Source organism: Lysinibacillus sp. FN11 (assembly GCF_024628845.1).
In the GTDB taxonomy this organism is placed as follows: domain Bacteria; phylum Bacillota; class Bacilli; order Bacillales_A; family Planococcaceae; genus Lysinibacillus; species Lysinibacillus capsici.
The window spans coordinates 3,884,029-3,905,339 of the sequence record NZ_CP102383.1; the positions used below are offsets into that span (position 1 = coordinate 3,884,029).

The window sequence follows — 21,311 nt, forward strand, 5'->3', positions numbered from 1 at the left end:
TTAAGCTTCCTCCTTTACAAGTTCTCCATCGTACATGCGGAAGCGTCTATGTGCGATAGTAGCTACTTCTTCATCGTGCGTGATAATGACAAAAGTTAGCCCTAATTCACGATTTAAACTTTGAATAAGCAATAAGATATCCTGCTCGGTTTCTGAATCGAGACTCCCTGTTGGCTCATCAGCAAGTAATATAGGAGGATTCGTAATAAGTGCTCGTGCAATGCTGACACGCTGTTGCTGTCCACCTGACAATTCATTGGGATAATGGTCTGCTACTTCTGTCAAACCAACCTTGTCCATTAATTTCTTCACTTTTTCTTTGCGCATAGCCTTACGCAAACCCTGTAGCTTTAAAGGTAATTCGATATTTTCAAAAGCAGTTAAACCAGGCATCAATTGGAAGTTTTGAAAAATAAAACCGAATTGACGTAAACGGAAGGCAGCACTTTCTGTTTCAGTTAGATGGGCTGTTTCCTTTCCATTTACTTTAATAGAGCCCTGTTCAGCTTTCATAAAACCAGCTAGAACTTGTAATAAGGTCGATTTTCCTGAGCCACTTTTACCTACAATAGCAACAATTTCTCCTTTATTGACCTCGAAGTTCACACCTTTCAATACTGGTACTTGCTTTTCCTTCCCTCGTTTTCCAATTAAAAATGTATGTTGTAAGTTTTCAACCTGAATCATTAGTTAATAAACGCTCCTTTCCTATTCATTTTCCATTGTAGAAAACAATTCTTAATAAAGAGGGAGGATAAAAATGAAGATATTCTTAAGAATAAGAAGGTACTCTTCTGGTTATCAAATGAATTTACAATACCTTTACAATTCCAATACGTTATTTTTATTATCTTCTATCCTCTTTCGCGTCTTAATCTGTACTAATAAGTCACCGTTATAGAAGAATATCCATTTATAACAGGGTTTTTCTGTACTCATAAAAATAAATACAGCTAGATTACCTCACATTTTGTGAACAAATAATATATTACAGCAATGTAAATTTTCATGTCGAATAGTAAATTTTTATGTAGATAAATTAAAGATTTTGTTATGATAGTAAAGTTTAGAGGTCGATTAATTTATTTATATCCAGGAGGATTCGATTCACATGCTTAACTCAAAAAAACAAGACCCTTTCTTTATTGCATTGCATAAAATTGCTGAAAATATGAGAGAGGCTGTACATTACGCAAATGATTTTCGTATTAACAGTGTAGCTGACCTAAAAGAGATTAGCATTACAATGAAAAATTATGAAACTGCTGGTGATAAGCTTATTCATGAACTGATTGTCATGTTAAACAAATCATTTATGACACCTATTGAACGTGAGGATATTTTAGAGCTCGCCATTCGTATGGATGATGTTTTAGATGGAACAGAACACTGTATTGCACACTTTGAAATGTTTTCGCTCACTGAGATTGATGAATCTATGCGCATTTTCTTAGGGTTTATTTCAAAAAGTGCTGATGAAATAGTCAAAGCGACAGAAGAGTTAAAGAAAAAGAATCTAATTGGCATGCGTCCACACGCAATTCTTATTAAAGACTATGAACGTGAATGTGATGAGGTACAACGTACTTCTATTAAGAAGTTATTTTTAAATGAAAAGGATCCAATCCGCCTCATTAAATTTAAGGATATTTATGAACAACTTGAAGATATCGCTGATCATTGTCAAAACGTAGCAAATACTATGGAAACAATTATCATGCGTAACGCATAATTAGGAGATGGGCACTTTACAATGAACACAATCATTATATTAACCGTACTGGTCGTCATCTTTGCCCTAACATTTGACTTTATCAATGGCTTCCATGATACAGCAAATGCTATTGCAACTTCGGTTTCTACTAGAGCTTTGCCACCTCGCACGGCAATCATCATGGCGGCAACTATGAACTTTATTGGTGCTATCACCTTTGTAGGGGTTGCAAAAGCTCTAACAAAAGATATTGTAGATCCTTTTGCATTAAATGCTTTTGAAGGAGACACAACTGGCTCAGTCGTTATTTTAGCTGCATTAATTTCAGCTATAATTTGGAATTTATTGACATGGTATTTCGGTATTCCGTCAAGTTCTTCACACACATTGATTGGGTCTATTGCCGGTGCTGCAATCGCATCCGCTGGTTTTAATGTGTTAAACTATGGCGGCTTTACTAAAATCATCATGGCTTTAGTGTTTTCACCTTTACTTGCTATTTGTGCAGGCTTTATTATGATGACTCTTTTTAAACTCTGGTTTAAAAATTTAAATTTATATCGGACAAATAAAGGTTTCCGTACAATGCAAATTTTTACTGCTGCCATCCAATCATTCACCCATGGTACAAATGATGCGCAAAAAGCGATGGGGATTATGACGATGGCGTTAATCGCTGGTGGCTTGCACACTGGAGATGAAATACCTTTCTGGGTGCGTGCTGCTGCAGCTACAGCAATGGGGCTAGGTACCTCAATTGGTGGTTATAAAATCATTAAAACGGTTGGCGGTAAGATTATGAAAATCCGCCCTGTTAATGGTGTTGCGGCAGATTTAGCATCGGCTACTGTTATTTTTGGCGCTACGCTAATCCACTTACCTGTATCAACAACACATGTCATTTCTTCATCCATTATGGGTGTCGGTTCAGCACAGCGTGTGCGTGGTGTAAACTGGGGGATGGCTCGAAAGATTGTTACTACATGGGTGATTACAATGCCAATTTCAGCTGTCATGGCATCTGTTATTTATTTCATATTATCATTATTCTTTTAATAGTAAGACTCCTGTCCAAAAAGTGGATGGGAGTCTTTACTTTGTCACACGACAAAATGTGACACATCCTTTACACTAATTGAAAAGGGGGATGTATAAACAACTATGAAAACTTTTTCAGCTTTTATTACAGCACATGCGAAAGCAATCGTAGTCATATGGCTTATTATTTTTCTAGCAATGGCGTACTTTGCTTTACAGCTTCCAGGCAAACTTCAAGGTGATGGTTTCTTTGTCGAAGCAGATCATAACTATGTTACCAACGAGCTAGCAGAAAAATTTGATTTACCATCTAATACGATTTTGGTTGTCTTTGATCCAGCTGAAGATCAGCAAATTAAAGACACTTTAAAAAAATTAGATAACATAAAAGAGATTCATTCTATTCAATCACCTTTAGAAGACTCCTCTTTACGGAAAGATGGCATTGCCTATGCTATGGTTCACATAAAGAACGATGTAGAAAACCTTCCTGACATTGTTGAGGAATTCCGTTCATTGATTGAAAAAGACGGTATTAGTATCACTGGAGGGCCTGTTATTTCTGCCGACATAAATACTGCTAGTCAAAAGGATTTGGCATCAGCTGAGGCCATTGGATTGCCAATTGCCATTGTGGTTCTCTTATTAGCATTTGGTACAGTTGTTGCTTCTATTTTGCCAATCATCATTGGTGTTGTGACAGTGATTACCGCCTTTGGTATGATGACACTGCTCAGTGCTAATGTAAATCTATCTATTTTCGTCTTAAATATTGTTCCAATGCTTGGGCTGGCTTTAAGTATTGATTTTGCGTTGCTATTTATTAATCGTTACCGAGAAGAACGCACACATACTTCTATTACTCAAGCCATTCAAACTGCTATTCAGACAGCAGGTCGTTCTATCATTTTCTCCGCAGTCTGTGTCATGATTGGCTTAGGTGCGATGATTGTCATTGATGTAGAAATTTTTCATAATATCGCCCTAGGAGGCACTATAGTCGTCCTGTTAGCCGTTCTTTCTGGCTTAACATTACTTCCTGCCACTATGATGCTATTAGGAGATAGACTTAATAAATGGCGCTTAATACGCGTTAAACCAGGTGGGGCAAATCGTTGGCGTGGCTTTGCAGGTTTTGTCATGAAACATCCAGTAGCTATAGTGATTTCAGCATTATTATTACTAGGCATTGGCATGATCCCTTTAAAGGATATCCAATTAACCATTCCACAGGTGGACTCCTTACCTACGAAATATGATGCACGTGCTGCATACGATAAATTAGATGAAACGTTTGGACTAGGTGAATCCTCTACATTATATTTGTTAGCTGAACGAAAAGGTGGCTGGGAGGATACTGAGGGTAGAGAGCTAATTTATACTATTCAAGAAAAGCTATTAAAGGACCCGTTAGTGACTAATGTTTCGACTATTTATACAGCTGCTAACATTCAAACACCAGAGGAGCTTTCTGCTTCTTTAGCTATTCCACAGGTTGCAGAACAATTAAAACCTGTTATTAATTCATTCTCGAAGGATACACAGCTATTTGTCCCCATTACAATTGATGCAGCAGGTTCTTCCTCTACAGCTCAAAAATTTGCCCGAACATGGATGGACAAAGACCTGGGCGTGGATTTTGCACTTGGTGGACCAGCTAAATTCAACCAAGAAATTTTTGATGAAATTGCTAATAAAATTGTTTTAGCTATAGCGATTATTATCGTTTCCACATTCTTTATTTTAATGTTGGCATTCCGTTCTATCTTAATTCCGTTAAAGGCAATAATCATGAACATTATTGGGCTTTCATCTGCATTCGGTATACTCGTTTATATTTTCCAATATGGTCATTTTGGTATTGAAGCAAGCTCCATTGTACTAATCATTCCAGTTATTGTTTTTTGTCTTGTTTTTGGCTTAAGTATGGACTACGAAGTCTTTTTAATTTCTCGTATCCAAGAGGAATATTTAAAGGGCTCCGATAATACGCGTGCAACAATTGATGGCTTAACATCCACTAGCCGAATAATTACATCGGCAGCGCTTATCATGATTGTTATTACAGGTGCATTTGCCTTCACAGATGTCATGCCTGTGAAGCAAATTGGTGTGGGTATCGCTATTGCTGTCGCTATTGATGCAACGATTATTCGTCTTATGCTTGTGCCTAGTCTCATGAAGCTATTTGGTGATTGGAACTGGTGGCTTCCTTTCTCAAAGAAAAGTAAATAACATAATGAAAATCCACCTCCCTTATAAACGGAGGTGGATTTTTCAATTAAGCGTAGATGCTGTTATACCATTCTTTTGCTGCTTGTACTTCAGGCATTGTTAGTTGATGACCAAAATTAAACCATTTCGTCGTTACTGTTGCACCTGCAGCACTTAAAAGGGTTTCTAAATCCTCAGATTCCTGTGCTGTACACATCGGATCATTCGTACCCGCACCGATAAACACAGGTGTTGGAGAAAGTTGCGGTAATTCAATACCACGCCTTGGTACCATTGGATGATGCAAAATAGCTCCAGCTAACGCATCATCGTAGTGGAATAATAAGCTTGCTGCAATATTAGCACCATTCGAATATCCTATTGCTACAATTCGTTGGCGATCAAAGCCATATTGATGTGCTGACGTCTGTAAAAATTCATGAAGCTCCTTTGTACGAAAAATTAAATCCTCAATATCAAAGACACCTTCGGCTAATCGACGGAAAAAACGTGGCATTCCATGCTCGAGTACATTTCCGCGAACACTTAAAATATTGGCTGTTTCATCTATTTCCTTTGCCAGCCCAATAAGACTTTCCTCATTACCACCTGTACCATGTAGCAATAATAATGTCGGCTTCGTTTCGTCTGTACCTTTATAATAAATATGTTGCACTGACAGTCACCTCTCAATTATCTTGAATTCGAGATAATTGTAGCTTGTGGCAAAATTAAATTCAAGCTCTTTGACTTATTAATTTCACGATTTTCACGATTTGGCTGTTCTTCGTGGTTTTTATAAAAATTAGTAATGGTATAAACTGAAAATAAACATGCAGCAATCACAACAACAATAACAATTCCCACTAATTTTTTTCCGTTCATCTAACATGATCCCCCGTATTTCTTATTTCTTTGTACGAAAGCCTTCTTCTAGTAAATATTCCTTTGCTGCCTCATACGTACCAAATGCCTCTTCCAGATTGTCTCCATGATACACGTTCCAAGAACGTTGCTCAAAAGCTAGCTGTAACTGACTACCATCTCTACTATGCCAAATCTCTACAATTGGCTCCTGCTCTTCTACTTCTTCAGATAAATATTGGATTGCGTCTTCAATAATTTCACGAAGTTGTTGTTCATCGTAATCGCGGATATTTACTAATCCTTTATCATTAGCCTCATTCTCATAGCGTAATAAATCTCCCACAAAGACAAAGCCATTGCCATTTGGATGTAATTTCTCAACTACAATCGTTTTTTCATAAAGACTGTCCATATAATGATAATTTAGGCGCTTTAAAGAAACTTCTTTTTTTGTTAGCTCAGAAAACGATTCAATAATCACTTGTTTTTGTTCAAATGTTAGCATATAAAAAATGCTCCTTTTCTTTACAATCTATCTAACAGTATAACTCATTTTTTCTTATTATATCGTGTCGTTTCTAAATCATTTTTGCGCAAGAAAATAGGACAAGCTAATATTATAGCTTATCCTATTTAAATTTATGAGGTTTGATTAAACATTTTTTCACGAGTGAATTTTATCACCTGTGCAACATACAATTCCCGATACGGAACAAATTGTGCAGTACCTACTGGTCTGACAATTCTCACACGTTGACCATCAGGGAAATATTCATACCCTTCAATATTAAGTGTCGTCGTTTCTCCCAAGAAGAAAGCCTCCGCCTCATTTAGCCTCGCTCTAACTACACCCGATACTTCTTCATACTGCAAAGCAAAGGAATCCCAATCATGCTTGAAAGGATATATGTAGACATGACAAAATTCATTGTCGATCATATTTTCAGAAACGATACTACAAGAGGTCATGCCCATTTTGACAACCTCATGGACATCAATGTTGAGTCCTAATTCTTCTTTTACTTCTCGAATGCCTGACTCTACTGTCTCAATCGCTAAAAGATGCCCTGCTGCTGTAATATCGAGTAACCCTGGATAATCCTTTTTCTGCGAACTACGTACTTGAAAATAAATATAATCTTCATTTACAAGCCAGCAATGAAAAGTCTCATGCCAAAGCCCTTTTTCATGCACTTCCGCTCTCGTAGCTGTCCCAATTTGCTCATGCTGTTCATTAAATACCTTTACAATTTCTTGTTCCATTGTTTCGACTCCTATACTGACTTCGTCGCTTTTTTCTTAATCGCATTACGTTGATCATAAATATTGGATACGATAACCTTTAAGACTGCATAAAATGGTACAGCGATAATAATACCAATAAAACCTGCTATATTACCTGCCGCTAAAATAATTGTAATAACGGTAAGGGGATGGATATCAAGTGATTTCCCCATGACATTAGGTGTAATAAAGTTGCTGTCTATTTGCTGAGCAACAAGCGTCACAACCGAAACCCACACCACTAAAATTGGATCTTGAATAACTGCCACAATCAGGGCTGGCGCAAAGGCAATCCAAGGCCCGATAAATGGAATCATATTCATAAAGAATGCAAAAATCACTAGTAATAACGAATAGTCTAATCCGATAATTAAATAGCCTACATACATTATTAGTGCTAATAAAAAACTAATTTGCAGTTGGCCCTGAATATAGGTACGTAATACATCGTCAATCTCACTTAATGTTTTCTTTACCCATTGCTGACGTTCACCACTGAAATATTTATAGATGGATGGAGCAAACTTCTCATGATCCTTCAGCATAAAAATAAAGAAGAATGGAATTAAAATAGCTAGTAACGACACAGAAACAATCGATTGTAAAAAGGACACAAATCCCTTACTCGTTACTACTGCGATATCCTGTACGGAATTCGCCATTTTTTTAATAACATCATTTAATTCCTGTGGGAAGTTATCCTTATTTTGCGTTACATATTCTGTTAGTTGCTGGATGCTCGTACTAATACTCGTACTAATCATAGGGGCATTCTTCACTAATTTATTGACCTGCTCGGCAATCGGGTTACCAATAATCCACCCAAAAATACCTATCATTGCTATTAGTCCGAACACAATCGTCAATATACTTCCCCATCGAGGAAATCTACGTTTTTCTAAAAATCTCTGAATTGGTTCCGTCACATAATAGAGAACACCACCAAGTAGTAAAGGCACAAAAATGGCTTTTAATATGATGACAAGCGGTGAAAAAATCCAATGAATTTCTATAAAATATTTAATGATTAATAGTGTAAGTAGTATCCCTACTCCTACTTGAAACCAAACTTTCCTTGTCACTTTCTTTCACTTCCTTTAATAGCAGTTACTGAAAATACTACTGATATATTAACCATTTCGCAAGTATCCTAGTATTTTTTTACAGAACTCTTCTGACAAACTAAAAAATTCGCTCACTTCCACAATAATAGTTATCGTGGAAGTGAAACGAATTTAAGTCATCCATTATAGAGAAGAATCATCTATGGAATTTAAGAATGTCTCAATTTCTCCTATAACCGATTCAACACAGCCATCCTCAAATGGCGAGATTAAACCTGCCTCTTTTACAAGCTTTGTAAAGGACATAGAGCCACCTAAACCACAAAGATGAATATAATCTTTCCAAGCAGCTTCAAATTCTTCACGTGAACGTTTCCAGAATTGGAAGGCACAAATTTGTGCTAACGTGTAATCAATGTAGTAGAACGGACTTGCATAGATGTGAGCCTGACGTTGCCAAATGCCCCCAGCCTCTAGGTAACTGTTATGATCATAGTCACGGTGTGGTAAATACGTTTCCTCAATTTTTTTCCATGCAGCTTTACGTTCAGCAGGAGTCATTGTTGGATTTTCATAAATAACATGCTGGAACTCATCTACTGCCACACCATATGGTAAGAATAAAAGACCACTACTTAAATGTGTAAATTTATATTTCTCTGTATCACCTTCAAAGAACAGCTCCATCCAAGGCCATGTAAAGAATTCCATACTCATCGAGTGAATCTCACAAGATTCGTAGGTAGGCCATAAATACTCAGGAATGCCAATGTTACGACTTGAATAAACCTGGAAAGCATGTCCAGCTTCATGTGTTAATACATCGATGTCACCTGAAGTACCATTAAAATTTGAGAAAATGAAAGGGGAATGATAGTTTTCAATAAACGTACAATAACCGCCACTTTCTTTCCCTTTCTTCGCTACAAGATCCATTAAGTCATGGTCAATCATGAAATTAAAGAATTCTCCTGTTTCAGGTGAAAGCTCCTCATACATTTTTTTACCGTTTGCTACAATCCACTCAGGATTCCCTTTTGGTGTAGCATTACCTGATAAGAAGTTAAGTGCTTCATCATAAAATTTAAAATCTTCAATGCCAATTCGCTTGGCCTGACGCTCGTAAAGCTTCGTTGCAACAGGCACAATTAAATCACGTACCTGATCACGGAATTTTTTAACCATATCAGCATTGTAATCAATCCGATTCATACGAATATAGCCTAGTTCAACATAGTTGTTATAGCCAAGTTTAATTGCAATTTCATGGCGTACCTTGACAAGTTCATCATATAAACGATCGAATTCATCTTCATGCTGTGCAAAGAAGCCAAAACGAGCATCCGTTGCTGCCTTACGTGTTTCTCGATCCGTTGACTCTGCAAATGGACCAAGTTGAGCGAGCGTTAATGTTTCCCCATTAAAGTCAATTTGTGCAGATGCAACAAGCTTATTGTACTCAGAAACAAGTCTGTTTTCTTTTTGCATCAAATCAATAACTTCTGGTGAGAAGCCTTTAATTTGATAAGTTGCTAGATCAAATAATTGCTGACCCCATTTTTCTTCTAATTGCTCACGAAATGGTGAATCAATTAAAGCTTTATAGTATTCCGTCGTTACTTCTTCTAACTCAGGACCTACTTCATCGAAATAATCACGTTCTGCTTGATAAAATTCATCGTTCGTATCGATTGAAGCACGAATATATACTAAATTAGCCATAGTCGCAAAGTCATTACTAATTGCATTGTGCTTTTCAATGATATTACTTTGCTCGTCCATCGATTGTGCTTGTTTAAATTGTTTAATGAGTGCTAATTGCTGCTCTTTCATCGATGCCACATTTGGACGGCTGTATTGATATTCTTTAAACGTTGTCATTAAAGTCCCCTCTTTCTGTCCTATACCCCGTAATATTTCTATTATATGCCAAATAGAATCTATTAAGAAACAATTATCTCTTTTCTGTTGTCATGATTTTTTTGAGAAAGAAGCAATTCCTAAATTTAATGGCGTTGTTGTTTTAATAGCCCACAATATATGTTTTTAATAACGCAGCTCTTTCTCTTATTCTTAATTTTGCTTCTACTGATTTTGGTGTTCTTGCTGATAGGACATCTACTTCAAAATCTAACGATTCAGCAAGATATTTTGCACGCTTCAAATGAAAGTCATTTGAAACGATGGTAATTTTCTTTGTCTCTTTTGGTAATAATTCTTTAGAGAAAACTAAATTTTCATAAGTAGATGTAGACTGGTCTTCTATGATAATTCTCGTGGCATCGATGCCATGCTGTTCCAAATAGTCTTGCATTACAGATGCCTCTGTACGATCTTCATCAGGCCCTTGTCCACCTGACACAATGACCTTAACATGTGGGTATTTTGTTAAGTATGGAACAGCCACCTCTAATCTACTTTTTAATGAAAGCGAGGGTACACCACCTGGCCTTACTTTTGCTCCCAATATAATCATATAATCCGCTGAACCATTGGCATTCGGTTCCATACCCTGATCAATTTCTTTTCCCAGCCAAATATAAAGAACGATTCCACTACCGATTAAAATAACACCAACTGTCATCAACCATCTTCTCACAAATCATCCCTCCTTTTCCTTTTATTAACGATGATAAAAAGAAAAGGATGCTTGTTAACCAAGCACCCTGAAAGATATTATCTCAATATAAATCGTTTAATAGACTCCTGTAAGGCAGTTATTTCATCGGTTAAATCATTGGAAGATTCGCTAACGAGTTGTATTGCGCGTTGTTGCTCATCTACAGAGGCTGTTACCTCTTCAGACGCAGCTGCATTCTTTTCACTAATCATCGCAATGCTTTCAATCGAATGCATAATCGTATTCTTAGAGCTATTTAAATATTCTACACTATCTGTCGTATCGCCTATAATGGCTATGATTTTTTCAACAGCTAATTTAATTTCTTTAAAGGATGATTCTGTTACCATGACAGAATCATTTTGTTGACTTACAATGATATGGGTTTTCTGCATTTCATCATTGACTAAGTTTGTTTCACTTTCAATGCCTTTTAGCGTCGTGCGTACTAGCTCAGTTGCTACAGAGGTTTGATCAGCAAGTTTACGTACCTCTTCCGCGACAACAGCGAATCCTTTACCATGTTCACCCGCTCTTGCTGCTTCAATAGAGGCGTTAAGTGCAAGTAAATTCGTTTGATCTGAAATCTCTGTAATCGTCCCCACGATGCCTTCAATTTCACGTACCTTGACAATTAAGCTACCAAATACAGACTGAATATTCTGAACAAGATTTGAAGATTCCCGCGACTTATCCTTTAAGCTTTCTAGATTAACTAGGCCTTCTTCATTTGATTTTTTCATATGCTGTGAGGCATCTAACATTGATTCATTTTTATCATGCAACCCTTCAATTTGCTGCGCAAACTCGATAGCCGTTCGGTTTGTATCCTCTGCATCAGAGGCTTGCTTGACTGCACCCTTGGATACTTCATTGATTGCTTTGACGATTTCATCACCATAGGCATTTGTCTCTTCGGCTACTGCGGTTAAGTTTGCTGAAGTTGATTGTATTTCTACAATCGCTTCCTCCACATCTGAAATAAGTGTTTTAAGTTGATGTACCATTTCATTAAAGCCATCATTCAACTGTCCTATTTCATCCGAGCGCTGTAAATGCTCAATTTCAACCGTTAAATTCCCTTTTGCTACTTCACGCACACGTTTAGATAACTTTTGAACTGGTAATGCCAGATGTCTTGATACTAGAATGACAACGATCGTCCCTATAATGACGGCACCTACTAATGTCAAACCAATTACTAGCAATAAAGAATTCGCCTCTGCATTAAAATCCTGCATATATGTACCTGATGCAATAATCCATCCCCAATATGGATCTTTCTCAGAATAAATAATTTTATCTGCTAAGACATCCTGACCGGGTAGTTCAAATTCATATTGTGTAAAACCACCACCATCAAGTGCCTTTTCAGTTACTTCTCGAATAAAGTAATTGCCACTGCTATCTTGGTCATTCCAAAGATTATCTCCTTCTCGTGTTGGATGTGTTGTTAATGTTCCCTTATCATCCAACACATAGATATAGCCATATTCCCCTAAATCACCAGGATAATTAATAGGCCGTTTTCCTTCGCTATCTTTCGGACCAAGAAATGCTTCTCGTACCCGTTCCTGTGCAACCTCTAAGGGAATGTCACCCTTTTCAACACTCTCGTTTGCGAGCTCGATTAATTGCAAAGCAGATTCAACACTATTGTAAAGTACCTGCTCTCCTATATCCTCCATCCCATTCTTAGCCTTACCATAACTAACTATACCAATTATTAAACTTGGAATAATTAGTAGTGACAATGAAATAATAATCAATTTCCCCTGTATTGAACGTAAAAACTTCATACTTTAGCCCCCCTATTTTCTTCGTTCAACAATATATTACTTTCTATTATGTTATGGTTTGAAAGTTTTCACAATGGGTAAAGCACAAATTATTTTCTAATTTCCCTTAATATGGTTTGTTTTCATGCCTTTATGCTAACCTCCAGTTAAATTTTAAATGCCAAAAATTAAAAGAACTATTTCTCCACAAGACATAAGCTTATAGAGAAATAGTTCTAAGCTAATCATAATTTAAATGTATTAATCGTTTCTATAACCTCTTTTGATGTTTGATCTAATATTGTTACAACTTCATTTAATTCAGAAACCATGGTTACTTGTAAATCTGAGGCAGTTGCTACTTCCTTTGTTCCTAGGACACTATGCTTCGCAATGGCATTCATCTGTTCGGTAGTAGCTAATACTTCCTCAGAGCCTGCTGACATTTCCTCAATTACAGCAGAGTCATCTTGAATTTTATTATTCACCTCAAGGACAGATTGCAATATTTTCTCTAGATTTTCACCTATGTGTTGCACTGATTTATTGCCTGTCTGTACATCTATGGTACTACTAGCCATCTCCTGTAATGCTCGATCGGTAATCTTCTTAAAGCTTTCTAAATGCATGTGTATTTCGTCAGCAGATGCTTTAGACATCTCTGCAAGTTTACGAACTTCATCTGCCACGACCGCAAATCCTTTACCAGCTTCTCCAGCTCTTGCTGCTTCGATTGCAGCGTTTAAAGCCAGTAAGTTGGTTTGATCCGCAATACTCGTAATGATGGTTACCATCTCTTCAATTGAGCGGAACTTATCACCCATCTCCTCGACATGATTAGCCGTACGTAAAACAGAAGATTCTACGTTTTGAATTTGAGATACAACTTCTTGAGAATGACTAACACTTGTTTCCACAAGTCCTGTCATTGCTGATGATGACTCTGCAATTTCTGAAGTTGTATCAGCCAGTCGTTGAATACCAATTGACATCTCATTCATAGTTAATACAACCTCTTGATTATTTTGCTGCTGTTGCTCACTACCAGCAGCAATTTCGATAATTCGATCTGCAATTTGAGCGTTTGATTCTTCCACATGTTGAGAAGTCTCATCAATTTTTTGAACAACATTTTGTAAAGCAAATGTGCGTTGTTGAATCGTATGGAAAGTTTCTTTTAATTTTTGTAGTGATTCTCTGAAGGATTGTGCAAATATTGTAATTTCATTTGCTCCTTTTAACTGAATTTTCTCCACCTCTATCGTTGCCTTAGCAATATTTCCTTGAGCAAAACTTTGTGCTGCAACACCTAAATGTGCAAGGGGTTTTAATGCCCCATTAATATAACGATATAGGATGAACATAACAATACCAGTTAAAGCTAATATGACAATAATTAATGTAGGTAAAATAGCCGTTAATACGGCATTCGCAACATTGCTTACCTCTGTTGCTTCTATATCGACTCCAACAAAGGCAACAATATTCCCTGCCTCATCCTTTAATGGAACAGTACCAGATAAATAATCTCCAAAATCACTATGTAAAATAGCGGAATAATAACTTCCATTATTCTTTACCTTTTCAATATCCTTGTAGTATGTGGTGGAGGATTCATCTCCTATAGCTCCAGCATTTTCTTGATCATCTGCTGGCATACCGTCCACTAAAAAACGTACCTTTTTATCTTCCTGTGGTACTGCAAAAGTATAGGCATAGAGAACACCATTTATTTCACGTAATTCGTTGAGCTCTTCTCGAAGTCGCCAATATAACTTAGATTCTTTTGGTTCTTTTGAGAGTTGCTCATATTCAGCAGCATTTAGATGTTTTGCAATATTCTCAGCAACTGCAACTGCCTGTGTTCCCATGGTTTTATTAACAGATGATTTTGCTGTGTAGATTGTTGTTATAACGAAAAAAGATAACAAAGCCACTAACATTACCAATGACATTAACACTATTTTATTGCTTAATTTGCCTGTCGCTCGCATACTTTCCTCCTTTAATATACTGATATACTAATATCTTAGTAGTTCCTATTGTACTATTTTTTCAACTATTTCGACAATAAATCTATGATATTAAGCATATCCAAATAATTAATGCCATTAAAGTGGCGAACAGTGTCGGAATGGTAAGAATAACACCGATTTTAAAATATTGTCCCCAGCTAATTTTAATGCCTTTCTGGGCTAATATATGAAGCCATAGCAATGTTGCCAGTGAGCCAATCGGAGTCATTTTTGGACCTAAATTCGTACCAATTATATTTGCATAAATCAGCCCCTCTTTCATCATGCCCGATGCACTTGTTTCTGAAATTGCCAAAGCATCTATCATAACAGTAGGTAAATTGTTCATGACAGCAGACAAAATGGCAGCGACAAACCCCATCGTCATCGTTGCAACTACGAAGCCCTGTTGTATAGCTAGTTCAAATAAATTTGCTAACACTCCTGTCATTCCTACATTTTTTAACCCATAGACAACCACATACATGCCAATTGAGAAGAACACAATATTCCATGGCGCTCCCTTTACAACTCTTTTTGTATCTACCACAGAGCTACGCTGTGCTAGCCATAAGAATATTGCAGCGACCCCACATAAAATAAAAGATACAGGGATGTGTAAAACCTCACCAGCTACGAAGCCCACTAATAGAATCCCAATCACATACCAAGCGATCGAGAATAATTTGGGATCTCGGATTGCCTGACTTGGTTGCTCAACTGCCTCAAGAGAATAATGTTGTGGAATGGAACGACGAAAAACAAGGTAAAGTACTACTATACTTGCCACTAACGAAAAGAAATTTGGTACAAACATATGAACTGCATAATCTATAAAGCCTATATCGAAAAAGTCAGCTGATACGATATTCGTTAAATTGCTAATAATGAAAGGTAAGGAGGTTGTGTCTGCTATAAATCCACTTGCAATAATAAATGGAAAGATCATTTTTTCACTCAAGTTCAGTTTTCTCACCATCGCTAAAACGATCGGCGTTAGTATTAAAGCACCACCATCATTCGCAAACAAAGCCGATACAACAGCTCCAAGGCAACTAATATAAACAAATAAGCGAATTCCACTTCCCTTTGCAAGTCGTGCCATATGTAGAGCCGCCCATTCGAAAAAGCCAATTTCATCTAAGATGAGGGAAATTAAAATAATACCAATAAATGATAGTGTTGCATTCCAAACAATCCCCGTTACCTCTAACACGTCATGCCAGGTTACTACACCTATTAATAGTGCAATAGCTGCTCCTATACAGGCTGACCAGCCAATTGATAGTTTTCGAGGTTGTACTATGACAAAAAATAATGTGACTAAAAATAAAATAATGGCTAAAGCAGTCTGCATCTTTTCCTCCCTAATTAAAAACCAGTAGCTTAAATGCTACTGGTTTACTCATTTTGTTAATGGTTTATTCGCCTAAATCTGCGTTGTGGAAAACATTTTGTACATCTTCTAAATCTTCTAATGCATCAATTAGTTTTTCAAACTTCGCTACATCGTCGCCAGTTAAAGTCACTTCTGTTTGAGGCAACATAGAAAGCTCTGCTACTGTAAATTCTTCTACGCCCGCAGCCTTTAATGCTTCTTGTGTTGCAAAGAATTGGTCTGGCTCTGCATAAATAATTACCGCTTCTTCCTCTTCTAAAATATCGCGAGCATCAATATCAGCTTCCATTAAAATCTCTAGTACTTCATCAGCCGTTTTACCTTCTAAACCAATAACTGCTGTTGAATCGAACATATAAGCTACAGATCCACTGACACCCATATTGCCGTTATTTTTGCCAAATGCTGCACGTACATCAGATGCTGTACGATTTACATTGTTTGTTAAAGCATCCACGATAATCATTGTGCCGGCTGGTCCAAAGCCTTCATAACGTAATTCATCAAAGCTTTCATCACCGCCACCTTTTGCTTTATCAATGGCTTTTTCTATAATATGTTTTGGAACACTGTATGTTTTTGCGCGTTCAAGCACTACTTTAAGTGCACGGTTTGACTCTGGATCTGGTTCGCCTGATTTAGCTGCCACATAAATTTCTCGCCCAAATTTTGCATTAATACGGCTTGTGCTTTGATCTTTAGACGCTTTCTTTTCTTTAATATTGTTCCACTTACGACCCATTGTTTCCACTCTCTTTCAAAAGATAAATTTATAAAAATAATAGATACGCAGTTGCATATCTGTAAATGGTAATTAAATACTTATCGTATCTTTACTCTGCAAATAATAACACAATGATGCTTACAAAGCTAGATATACCAATGTTTAAGGTAGCATTTTTCTAAAAAAAATGGCTGTTAAAATTTACGATTTTAGCGCCATCTTACAACAGCTCTTGTTTAATTTTTGCTAGTAATGCCTGACAACCTTCTTGCACCAATTCATAGGTTTCCTGAAAATCACCTGTATAATAAGGATCCGGGACATCCTTGCGATGCGCTGTTAAATCTAAAAAACGAAAAATCTTTGGCGAGTTTGGATGGCCTAGTATTGTACGGATATTACGAATATTGCTTTCATCCATTCCAATAATATAAGCAAACTCTTCAAAATCTGACTTTTGTAATTGTCGACCTTGCATATCTATTGTAGAAATACCATATTCCCTAAGCTTATCCTGTGTACCTCTATGTGGAGGTTCACCAATATGCCATGAGCTGGTAGCAGCGGAATCCACTTCAATCTTATCTTCTAAATGCTCTTTCTTCACCAAGTCGCGCATGACCGCCTCAGCCATGGGTGAGCGACAGATATTACCTAAACATACGAAAAGTACTCGAATCATTTTATTTTCCTCCTACAACAAAGCACTCAAAATCAATTTGATTCTGAGTGCCATTTGCTTTTATTTTACGGGAATACGTTTTTGTAGTTCTTCTGTTAAAGCAACTAATTCATGCTCAAGGTGTTGAGTAAACTGCTCACGACCTTCTTTACCCTTGCCTGTTACATAAAATGGCTCACCATAAATTAAATAGCCTTTACCTCGCTTCATTACATCGCCCACATTACGTGCACCAACATAAGCAGCTGGAACAATTTGCGCCTTTGCCAACTGTGCAATGGTAATAGCCCCTTGTTTTAAATCTGTTCCTTCTGCACTACGTGTCCCAGAGGGGAAAATCCCTACAATTTTACCTTCCTTCAATAACTGCGAAGGAATTTTAATCACGCTTGGTCCAGGATTATCACGGTCTACCGGAAAAGCATTTAAATGCTTAACAAGCCAGCCAAGCCCTTTCATTTCAAATAATTGCTTCTTCGCCATAAAGTGAATTTCACGAGGGTACATGGCTACACCAAGGTTTAAAATATCAACATAGCCGGTATGTGTACAAGCTATAATAAACCCACCCTCTTTCGGCAAGTTTTCTTCTCCGTATACACGAGCCTTTGAACCCATTAATTTTAATATTACTTTGACAACATTTGCTGCTAGTTTATACACTGTTACATTCCTACCTTATTCAATAGTTATTCCCATTGTAATCGAAAAGACCAGTATACTGCAATTGCAGGTGACCAACTTAAACCTTCCCTACTAATAGATCCACATCAATCGTGATTTGATTTAGTTCAACGGCTGTTTGTTCTGCTTTATGCCACCCCATTGGTGTCATCTCTAATAGCGCGGGTACTAGCTCTTCTGAAAGCGGTAAAGTATAAGTTACGCGTTCTACGTTTACCTCACGAAAACTATCTTGAAAACGAGCTACAATTTGTTCATTAGAGTAAGTTTCCTTGTTTGAATCTGCATATAATTGAGCACGCAGTTCCCGCAAATAACCACTTTGCGGTACAACCTTCACAAGACAGCCATTCGGTGTAAGAAGTCGTTTAAACTCCTCATAATTTGCTGGCGATAATATATTTAAAATGGCATCGAAACTCGCTTGAGCAAATGGACTTTTAGCTAAATCCCCTACACACCAAATTTGTTGAGGATAATGACGTGCTGCAGCCAAAATGCCCTCCTTCGCTATGTCAATTCCAACGCCAATACCATGCTCCCTATCATTCATAATGCGAGCTAAATGTGAGCCCTCTCCACAACCAGTATCAAGCACTGTTTTTGCAGAGCTTATAAGCTCAACGATTCGAGCTTCTACAGCATCATAAATCCCACTATCAATAACAGCCTTGCGGGATTCAAAAAGGCTCTTACTATATTTAGAAGCGGCGCTATGTGTCAGCATATTGACATAGCCTTGTTTCGCAATATCAAAGGAATGGTTAGAAGCACAAACCAATCTCCCCTGCTCATAGACATGCATGGATCGCTGACAGATTGGACAAGCAAAAAGGGTGATATATTGATCCATTAATGCCGCCCCGATAGCACGTTTCGATAATGCGCCCATTTCTATGCCTCCTTCTTGTCGTTTGGTGATACAAGAGCATAGCGCTCCCATTTACGACTTTTCCATCTAAAGTATACGATAATTGCCCGCACCCATTCATCTGCTGAAATGGCTAGCCAAATTCCGACCAAGCCCCAATCCAATACAAAGACAAATAAATAGCCAAGCGGCAGGCTCATGCAAACCATTGATAGAAAACCAATTTTCACTGGGAATCTAGCATCCCCAGAAGCGCGTAAAGAGTTAATAACAACGATATTCATCGTGCGACCAGTCTCTAGTAAAATACTTAATGCTAACACGGATGCCCCAATCTTAATGACTTCTGGATTATCAGTAAAAACCTGCATAAGGGGCTTACGGAATAGCGTAACGACTGCAACCATAATAATCGTAAAAACAAATGCTGCACGGACACTTTTCCATAGCTGATGATACGCCTCATCTTTTTCTCCTGCACCTACATGACGACCAATAATAATGGCTGTTCCTGTACCAATGGCAATCGCAAATAAATACGTAAACATCGAAATATTCATAGCATATTGTCGTGCTGCTAGTGTTTCTGCTCCTAAGTAAGTCGCATAATATAAAAAGATGATTTGGCAAAATTGATAAAGCACCTGTTCAAACGCAGATGGTAAACCAATGTTTAGTATTTTCCTCACATATTCCTTTGAATACTCAAAATAATATTGTAACTTTACACGCACTTCCATTACCTGATACAGCAACCAGAAAAATACTAGGACGGCTAATCCGCGACTAATGACAGAGGAAATAGCCGCTCCTTTCACACCAAGCTCTGGGAAACCTAAATTCCCAAAAATCAGACCGTAGTTTAGCACAACATGTAAGACGTTCATGCCAAGCGAAACGTACATAGTTTGTTTTGTCCAACCATGTACACGAATAATTGCTGCGAGTGCATTAATAATAGCCTGTAGGAAAATAAAACTCCCAATGATGGCTAAGTAACTTTGTGCATAGTGGAGGACTTCTCCCTGCAAGTTCATCATTGTCATTAAATGTCTCGCAAAGAAGAAAAATAAAATACTCATTAAAAGCCCAACGACCAAATTCATCGTGACCGCTAACGCCGAGATCTTGGCCGCTTCAAAAAAGCGTCTGGAGCCTAAATATTGGGAAACAACAATAGATGCACCATTGCCCACTACTTCCAGAATCAAGATGGCAATATGGATATATTGATTGGCTGCACCTACTCCTGATACAGCATTATCTGATAAAGCACTGAGCATAAAAGTATCGGCTAGTCCCATCAACATGAATAGAAAAACTTCTAAGAAGATCGGCCATGTTAAATGGAATAGACTTAACTTATTTGTCTCTTTAATTGTGTCTGCCAATACTTTCACTTCTCCTATATTTTCTTAAAAATCTATTGTATCTTATCACAAATATTCAGACTGTAAAGAGATTTGTAGGAATACAGCGCTTCCACATAATAAATCCCTCCCACATCGTGTGAAAGGGCCATTTTTTAAATTAAGCAATAGGATTGTAATTGCTCTCGTTTTTCAATTGTTAGGCCAAATTCCTGCTCTAAAAACCCAGTCTTAGAACCATAGCGACGATCCATCGCATCCAATGCTGCTTGTAAATAGTCTTCACGGGCGGACATTAATGCATAAAATTGCTGTAGTTCTTGCTCATTATACTGATGCTGAATAGCCTGAGCCATTCTTTCTACCATTGGACGTAAATGTATATTAGTATCTAAATAGTCCTCCATGATGGTCTCCTCAGGTACATCTAAAGCTAGCAAAATAAGTGCTCCTCCAATACCCGTTCGGTCCTTACCAACTGCGCAATGATGTACAAGACCTAGATTATCAGGGTTTTGAATCGTTTGCATTAACTCTTTAAATGAAAGATTGTTAAAAGGCATTTGTGCATAAAAATCTCGAAACATCTCAGGGCTTACCACTTTATAGAAATCTCTACCACCAGCATTGGTAGGCATTTCAAAAGCATGATTACCCTTCGCTGGGATTTGTATATATTGAGCATATGAGAACACTGGGTTAGGATTATGATACGCCTCATTGTTATCGCGATAATCAAAAATGGTTTTAATCCCTAACGTTTCAAATAGCTCTTTATCCGCCAGTGTCATTTTTCCAAGAGCAGCTGAGCGGTAAAATAAACCGTTCTTTACCCTACGCCCATCTTTTGTCTTATATCCACCCATGTCTCGGAAATTATGGACTGCTTCAAATGGAATTACCTTTGTCTCTAATTGCTCCACTCACTACACCTCCTAAGATTATTAAGCATACTTACTTTTATTTTAAAGAACAAACTACATTAAT

20 protein-coding genes are annotated in these 21,311 nt (G+C 37.4%); 3 read left to right on the forward strand and 17 right to left on the reverse strand.

The genetic code is table 11. The features are described 5' to 3' along the window. Complete coding sequence (locus tag NP781_RS20440) at nucleotides 1–687, reverse strand: ABC transporter ATP-binding protein (RefSeq protein ID WP_004231931.1); 687 nt, start codon at nucleotides 685–687, stop codon at nucleotides 1–3. A 424-nt stretch (nucleotides 688–1,111) separates the two neighbouring features. On the opposite strand from NP781_RS20440, the gene NP781_RS20445 reads away from it, so the two are divergent. From NP781_RS20445 to NP781_RS20455, 3 genes are all read left to right on the forward strand, one after another. Then, nucleotides 1,112–1,732 (forward strand): DUF47 domain-containing protein, encoded by a 621-nt coding sequence (locus tag NP781_RS20445; RefSeq protein WP_004231927.1) that lies wholly within the window; start codon nucleotides 1,112–1,114, stop codon nucleotides 1,730–1,732. A 21-nt stretch (nucleotides 1,733–1,753) separates the two neighbouring features. Next, the gene (locus NP781_RS20450; RefSeq protein ID WP_004231925.1) at nucleotides 1,754–2,770 is read left to right on the forward strand and encodes an inorganic phosphate transporter; all 1,017 of its coding nucleotides are present in this window, start codon (nucleotides 1,754–1,756) and stop codon (nucleotides 2,768–2,770) included. Between the two features lie 105 nt (nucleotides 2,771–2,875). Then, the gene (locus NP781_RS20455) at nucleotides 2,876–4,987 is read left to right on the forward strand and encodes an MMPL family transporter (protein ID WP_257520690.1); all 2,112 of its coding nucleotides are present in this window, start codon (nucleotides 2,876–2,878) and stop codon (nucleotides 4,985–4,987) included. 46 nt (nucleotides 4,988–5,033) lie between these two features. On the opposite strand, the gene NP781_RS20460 is transcribed toward NP781_RS20455, so the two are convergent. The 16 genes from NP781_RS20460 to NP781_RS20535 all read right to left on the reverse strand — a co-directional run bounded on the left by NP781_RS20460 (nucleotide 5,034) and on the right by NP781_RS20535 (nucleotide 21,247). Continuing rightward, nucleotides 5,034–5,642 (reverse strand): alpha/beta hydrolase, encoded by a 609-nt coding sequence (locus tag NP781_RS20460; protein ID WP_221681505.1) that lies wholly within the window; start codon nucleotides 5,640–5,642, stop codon nucleotides 5,034–5,036. Nucleotides 5,643–5,659: 17 nt separating this feature from the next. Further along, the gene (locus NP781_RS20465) at nucleotides 5,660–5,851 is read right to left on the reverse strand and encodes a hypothetical protein (protein ID WP_004231917.1); all 192 of its coding nucleotides are present in this window, start codon (nucleotides 5,849–5,851) and stop codon (nucleotides 5,660–5,662) included. Between the two features lie 22 nt (nucleotides 5,852–5,873). Next, nucleotides 5,874–6,338, reverse strand: a complete 465-nt coding sequence (locus NP781_RS20470; RefSeq protein ID WP_221681506.1) for a hypothetical protein — start codon at nucleotides 6,336–6,338, stop codon at nucleotides 5,874–5,876. Nucleotides 6,339–6,472: 134 nt separating this feature from the next. Continuing rightward, nucleotides 6,473–7,096 (reverse strand): NUDIX hydrolase, encoded by a 624-nt coding sequence (locus tag NP781_RS20475; RefSeq protein ID WP_257520691.1) that lies wholly within the window; start codon nucleotides 7,094–7,096, stop codon nucleotides 6,473–6,475. An 11-nt stretch (nucleotides 7,097–7,107) separates the two neighbouring features. Beyond that, the gene (locus tag NP781_RS20480; protein WP_004231912.1) at nucleotides 7,108–8,199 is read right to left on the reverse strand and encodes an AI-2E family transporter; all 1,092 of its coding nucleotides are present in this window, start codon (nucleotides 8,197–8,199) and stop codon (nucleotides 7,108–7,110) included. 165 nt (nucleotides 8,200–8,364) lie between these two features. Next, nucleotides 8,365–10,062 carry a M3 family oligoendopeptidase gene (locus NP781_RS20485; protein ID WP_257520692.1) on the reverse strand — a complete coding sequence of 566 codons (1,698 nt, stop codon included), beginning with the start codon at nucleotides 10,060–10,062 and terminating at the stop codon, nucleotides 8,365–8,367. Nucleotides 10,063–10,204: 142 nt separating this feature from the next. Then, nucleotides 10,205–10,765, reverse strand: coding sequence for a YdcF family protein (locus NP781_RS20490; protein WP_221681818.1), 561 nt, complete (start codon nucleotides 10,763–10,765; stop codon nucleotides 10,205–10,207). A gap of 92 nt (nucleotides 10,766–10,857) precedes the next feature. Further along, on the reverse strand, nucleotides 10,858–12,600 hold the full coding sequence (locus NP781_RS20495; RefSeq protein WP_257520694.1) for a methyl-accepting chemotaxis protein: 1,743 nt from the start codon (nucleotides 12,598–12,600) through the stop codon (nucleotides 10,858–10,860). Nucleotides 12,601–12,824: 224 nt separating this feature from the next. Beyond that, on the reverse strand, nucleotides 12,825–14,573 hold the full coding sequence (locus tag NP781_RS20500) for a methyl-accepting chemotaxis protein (protein ID WP_257520695.1): 1,749 nt from the start codon (nucleotides 14,571–14,573) through the stop codon (nucleotides 12,825–12,827). An 82-nt stretch (nucleotides 14,574–14,655) separates the two neighbouring features. Beyond that, nucleotides 14,656–15,951: an arsenic transporter gene (locus NP781_RS20505; RefSeq protein WP_257520696.1), complete on the reverse strand. Its 1,296-nt coding sequence runs from the start codon at nucleotides 15,949–15,951 to the stop codon at nucleotides 14,656–14,658. A 64-nt stretch (nucleotides 15,952–16,015) separates the two neighbouring features. After that, on the reverse strand, nucleotides 16,016–16,735 hold the full coding sequence (locus NP781_RS20510) for a YebC/PmpR family DNA-binding transcriptional regulator (RefSeq protein WP_004231899.1): 720 nt from the start codon (nucleotides 16,733–16,735) through the stop codon (nucleotides 16,016–16,018). Nucleotides 16,736–16,937: 202 nt separating this feature from the next. After that, on the reverse strand, nucleotides 16,938–17,399 hold the full coding sequence (locus NP781_RS20515) for a low molecular weight protein-tyrosine-phosphatase (RefSeq protein ID WP_221681510.1): 462 nt from the start codon (nucleotides 17,397–17,399) through the stop codon (nucleotides 16,938–16,940). Nucleotides 17,400–17,459: 60 nt separating this feature from the next. Then, nucleotides 17,460–18,062: a lysophospholipid acyltransferase family protein gene (locus NP781_RS20520; protein WP_048394163.1), complete on the reverse strand. Its 603-nt coding sequence runs from the start codon at nucleotides 18,060–18,062 to the stop codon at nucleotides 17,460–17,462. 79 nt (nucleotides 18,063–18,141) lie between these two features. Next, nucleotides 18,142–18,975 carry a putative RNA methyltransferase gene (locus NP781_RS20525; RefSeq protein ID WP_257520697.1) on the reverse strand — a complete coding sequence of 278 codons (834 nt, stop codon included), beginning with the start codon at nucleotides 18,973–18,975 and terminating at the stop codon, nucleotides 18,142–18,144. Nucleotides 18,976–18,977: 2 nt separating this feature from the next. After that, nucleotides 18,978–20,345 (reverse strand): MATE family efflux transporter, encoded by a 1,368-nt coding sequence (locus tag NP781_RS20530; RefSeq protein WP_221681512.1) that lies wholly within the window; start codon nucleotides 20,343–20,345, stop codon nucleotides 18,978–18,980. Between the two features lie 134 nt (nucleotides 20,346–20,479). Next, the gene (locus NP781_RS20535) at nucleotides 20,480–21,247 is read right to left on the reverse strand and encodes a tyrosine-protein phosphatase (RefSeq protein WP_257520698.1); all 768 of its coding nucleotides are present in this window, start codon (nucleotides 21,245–21,247) and stop codon (nucleotides 20,480–20,482) included. Nucleotides 21,248–21,311 lie beyond the last annotated feature (64 nt).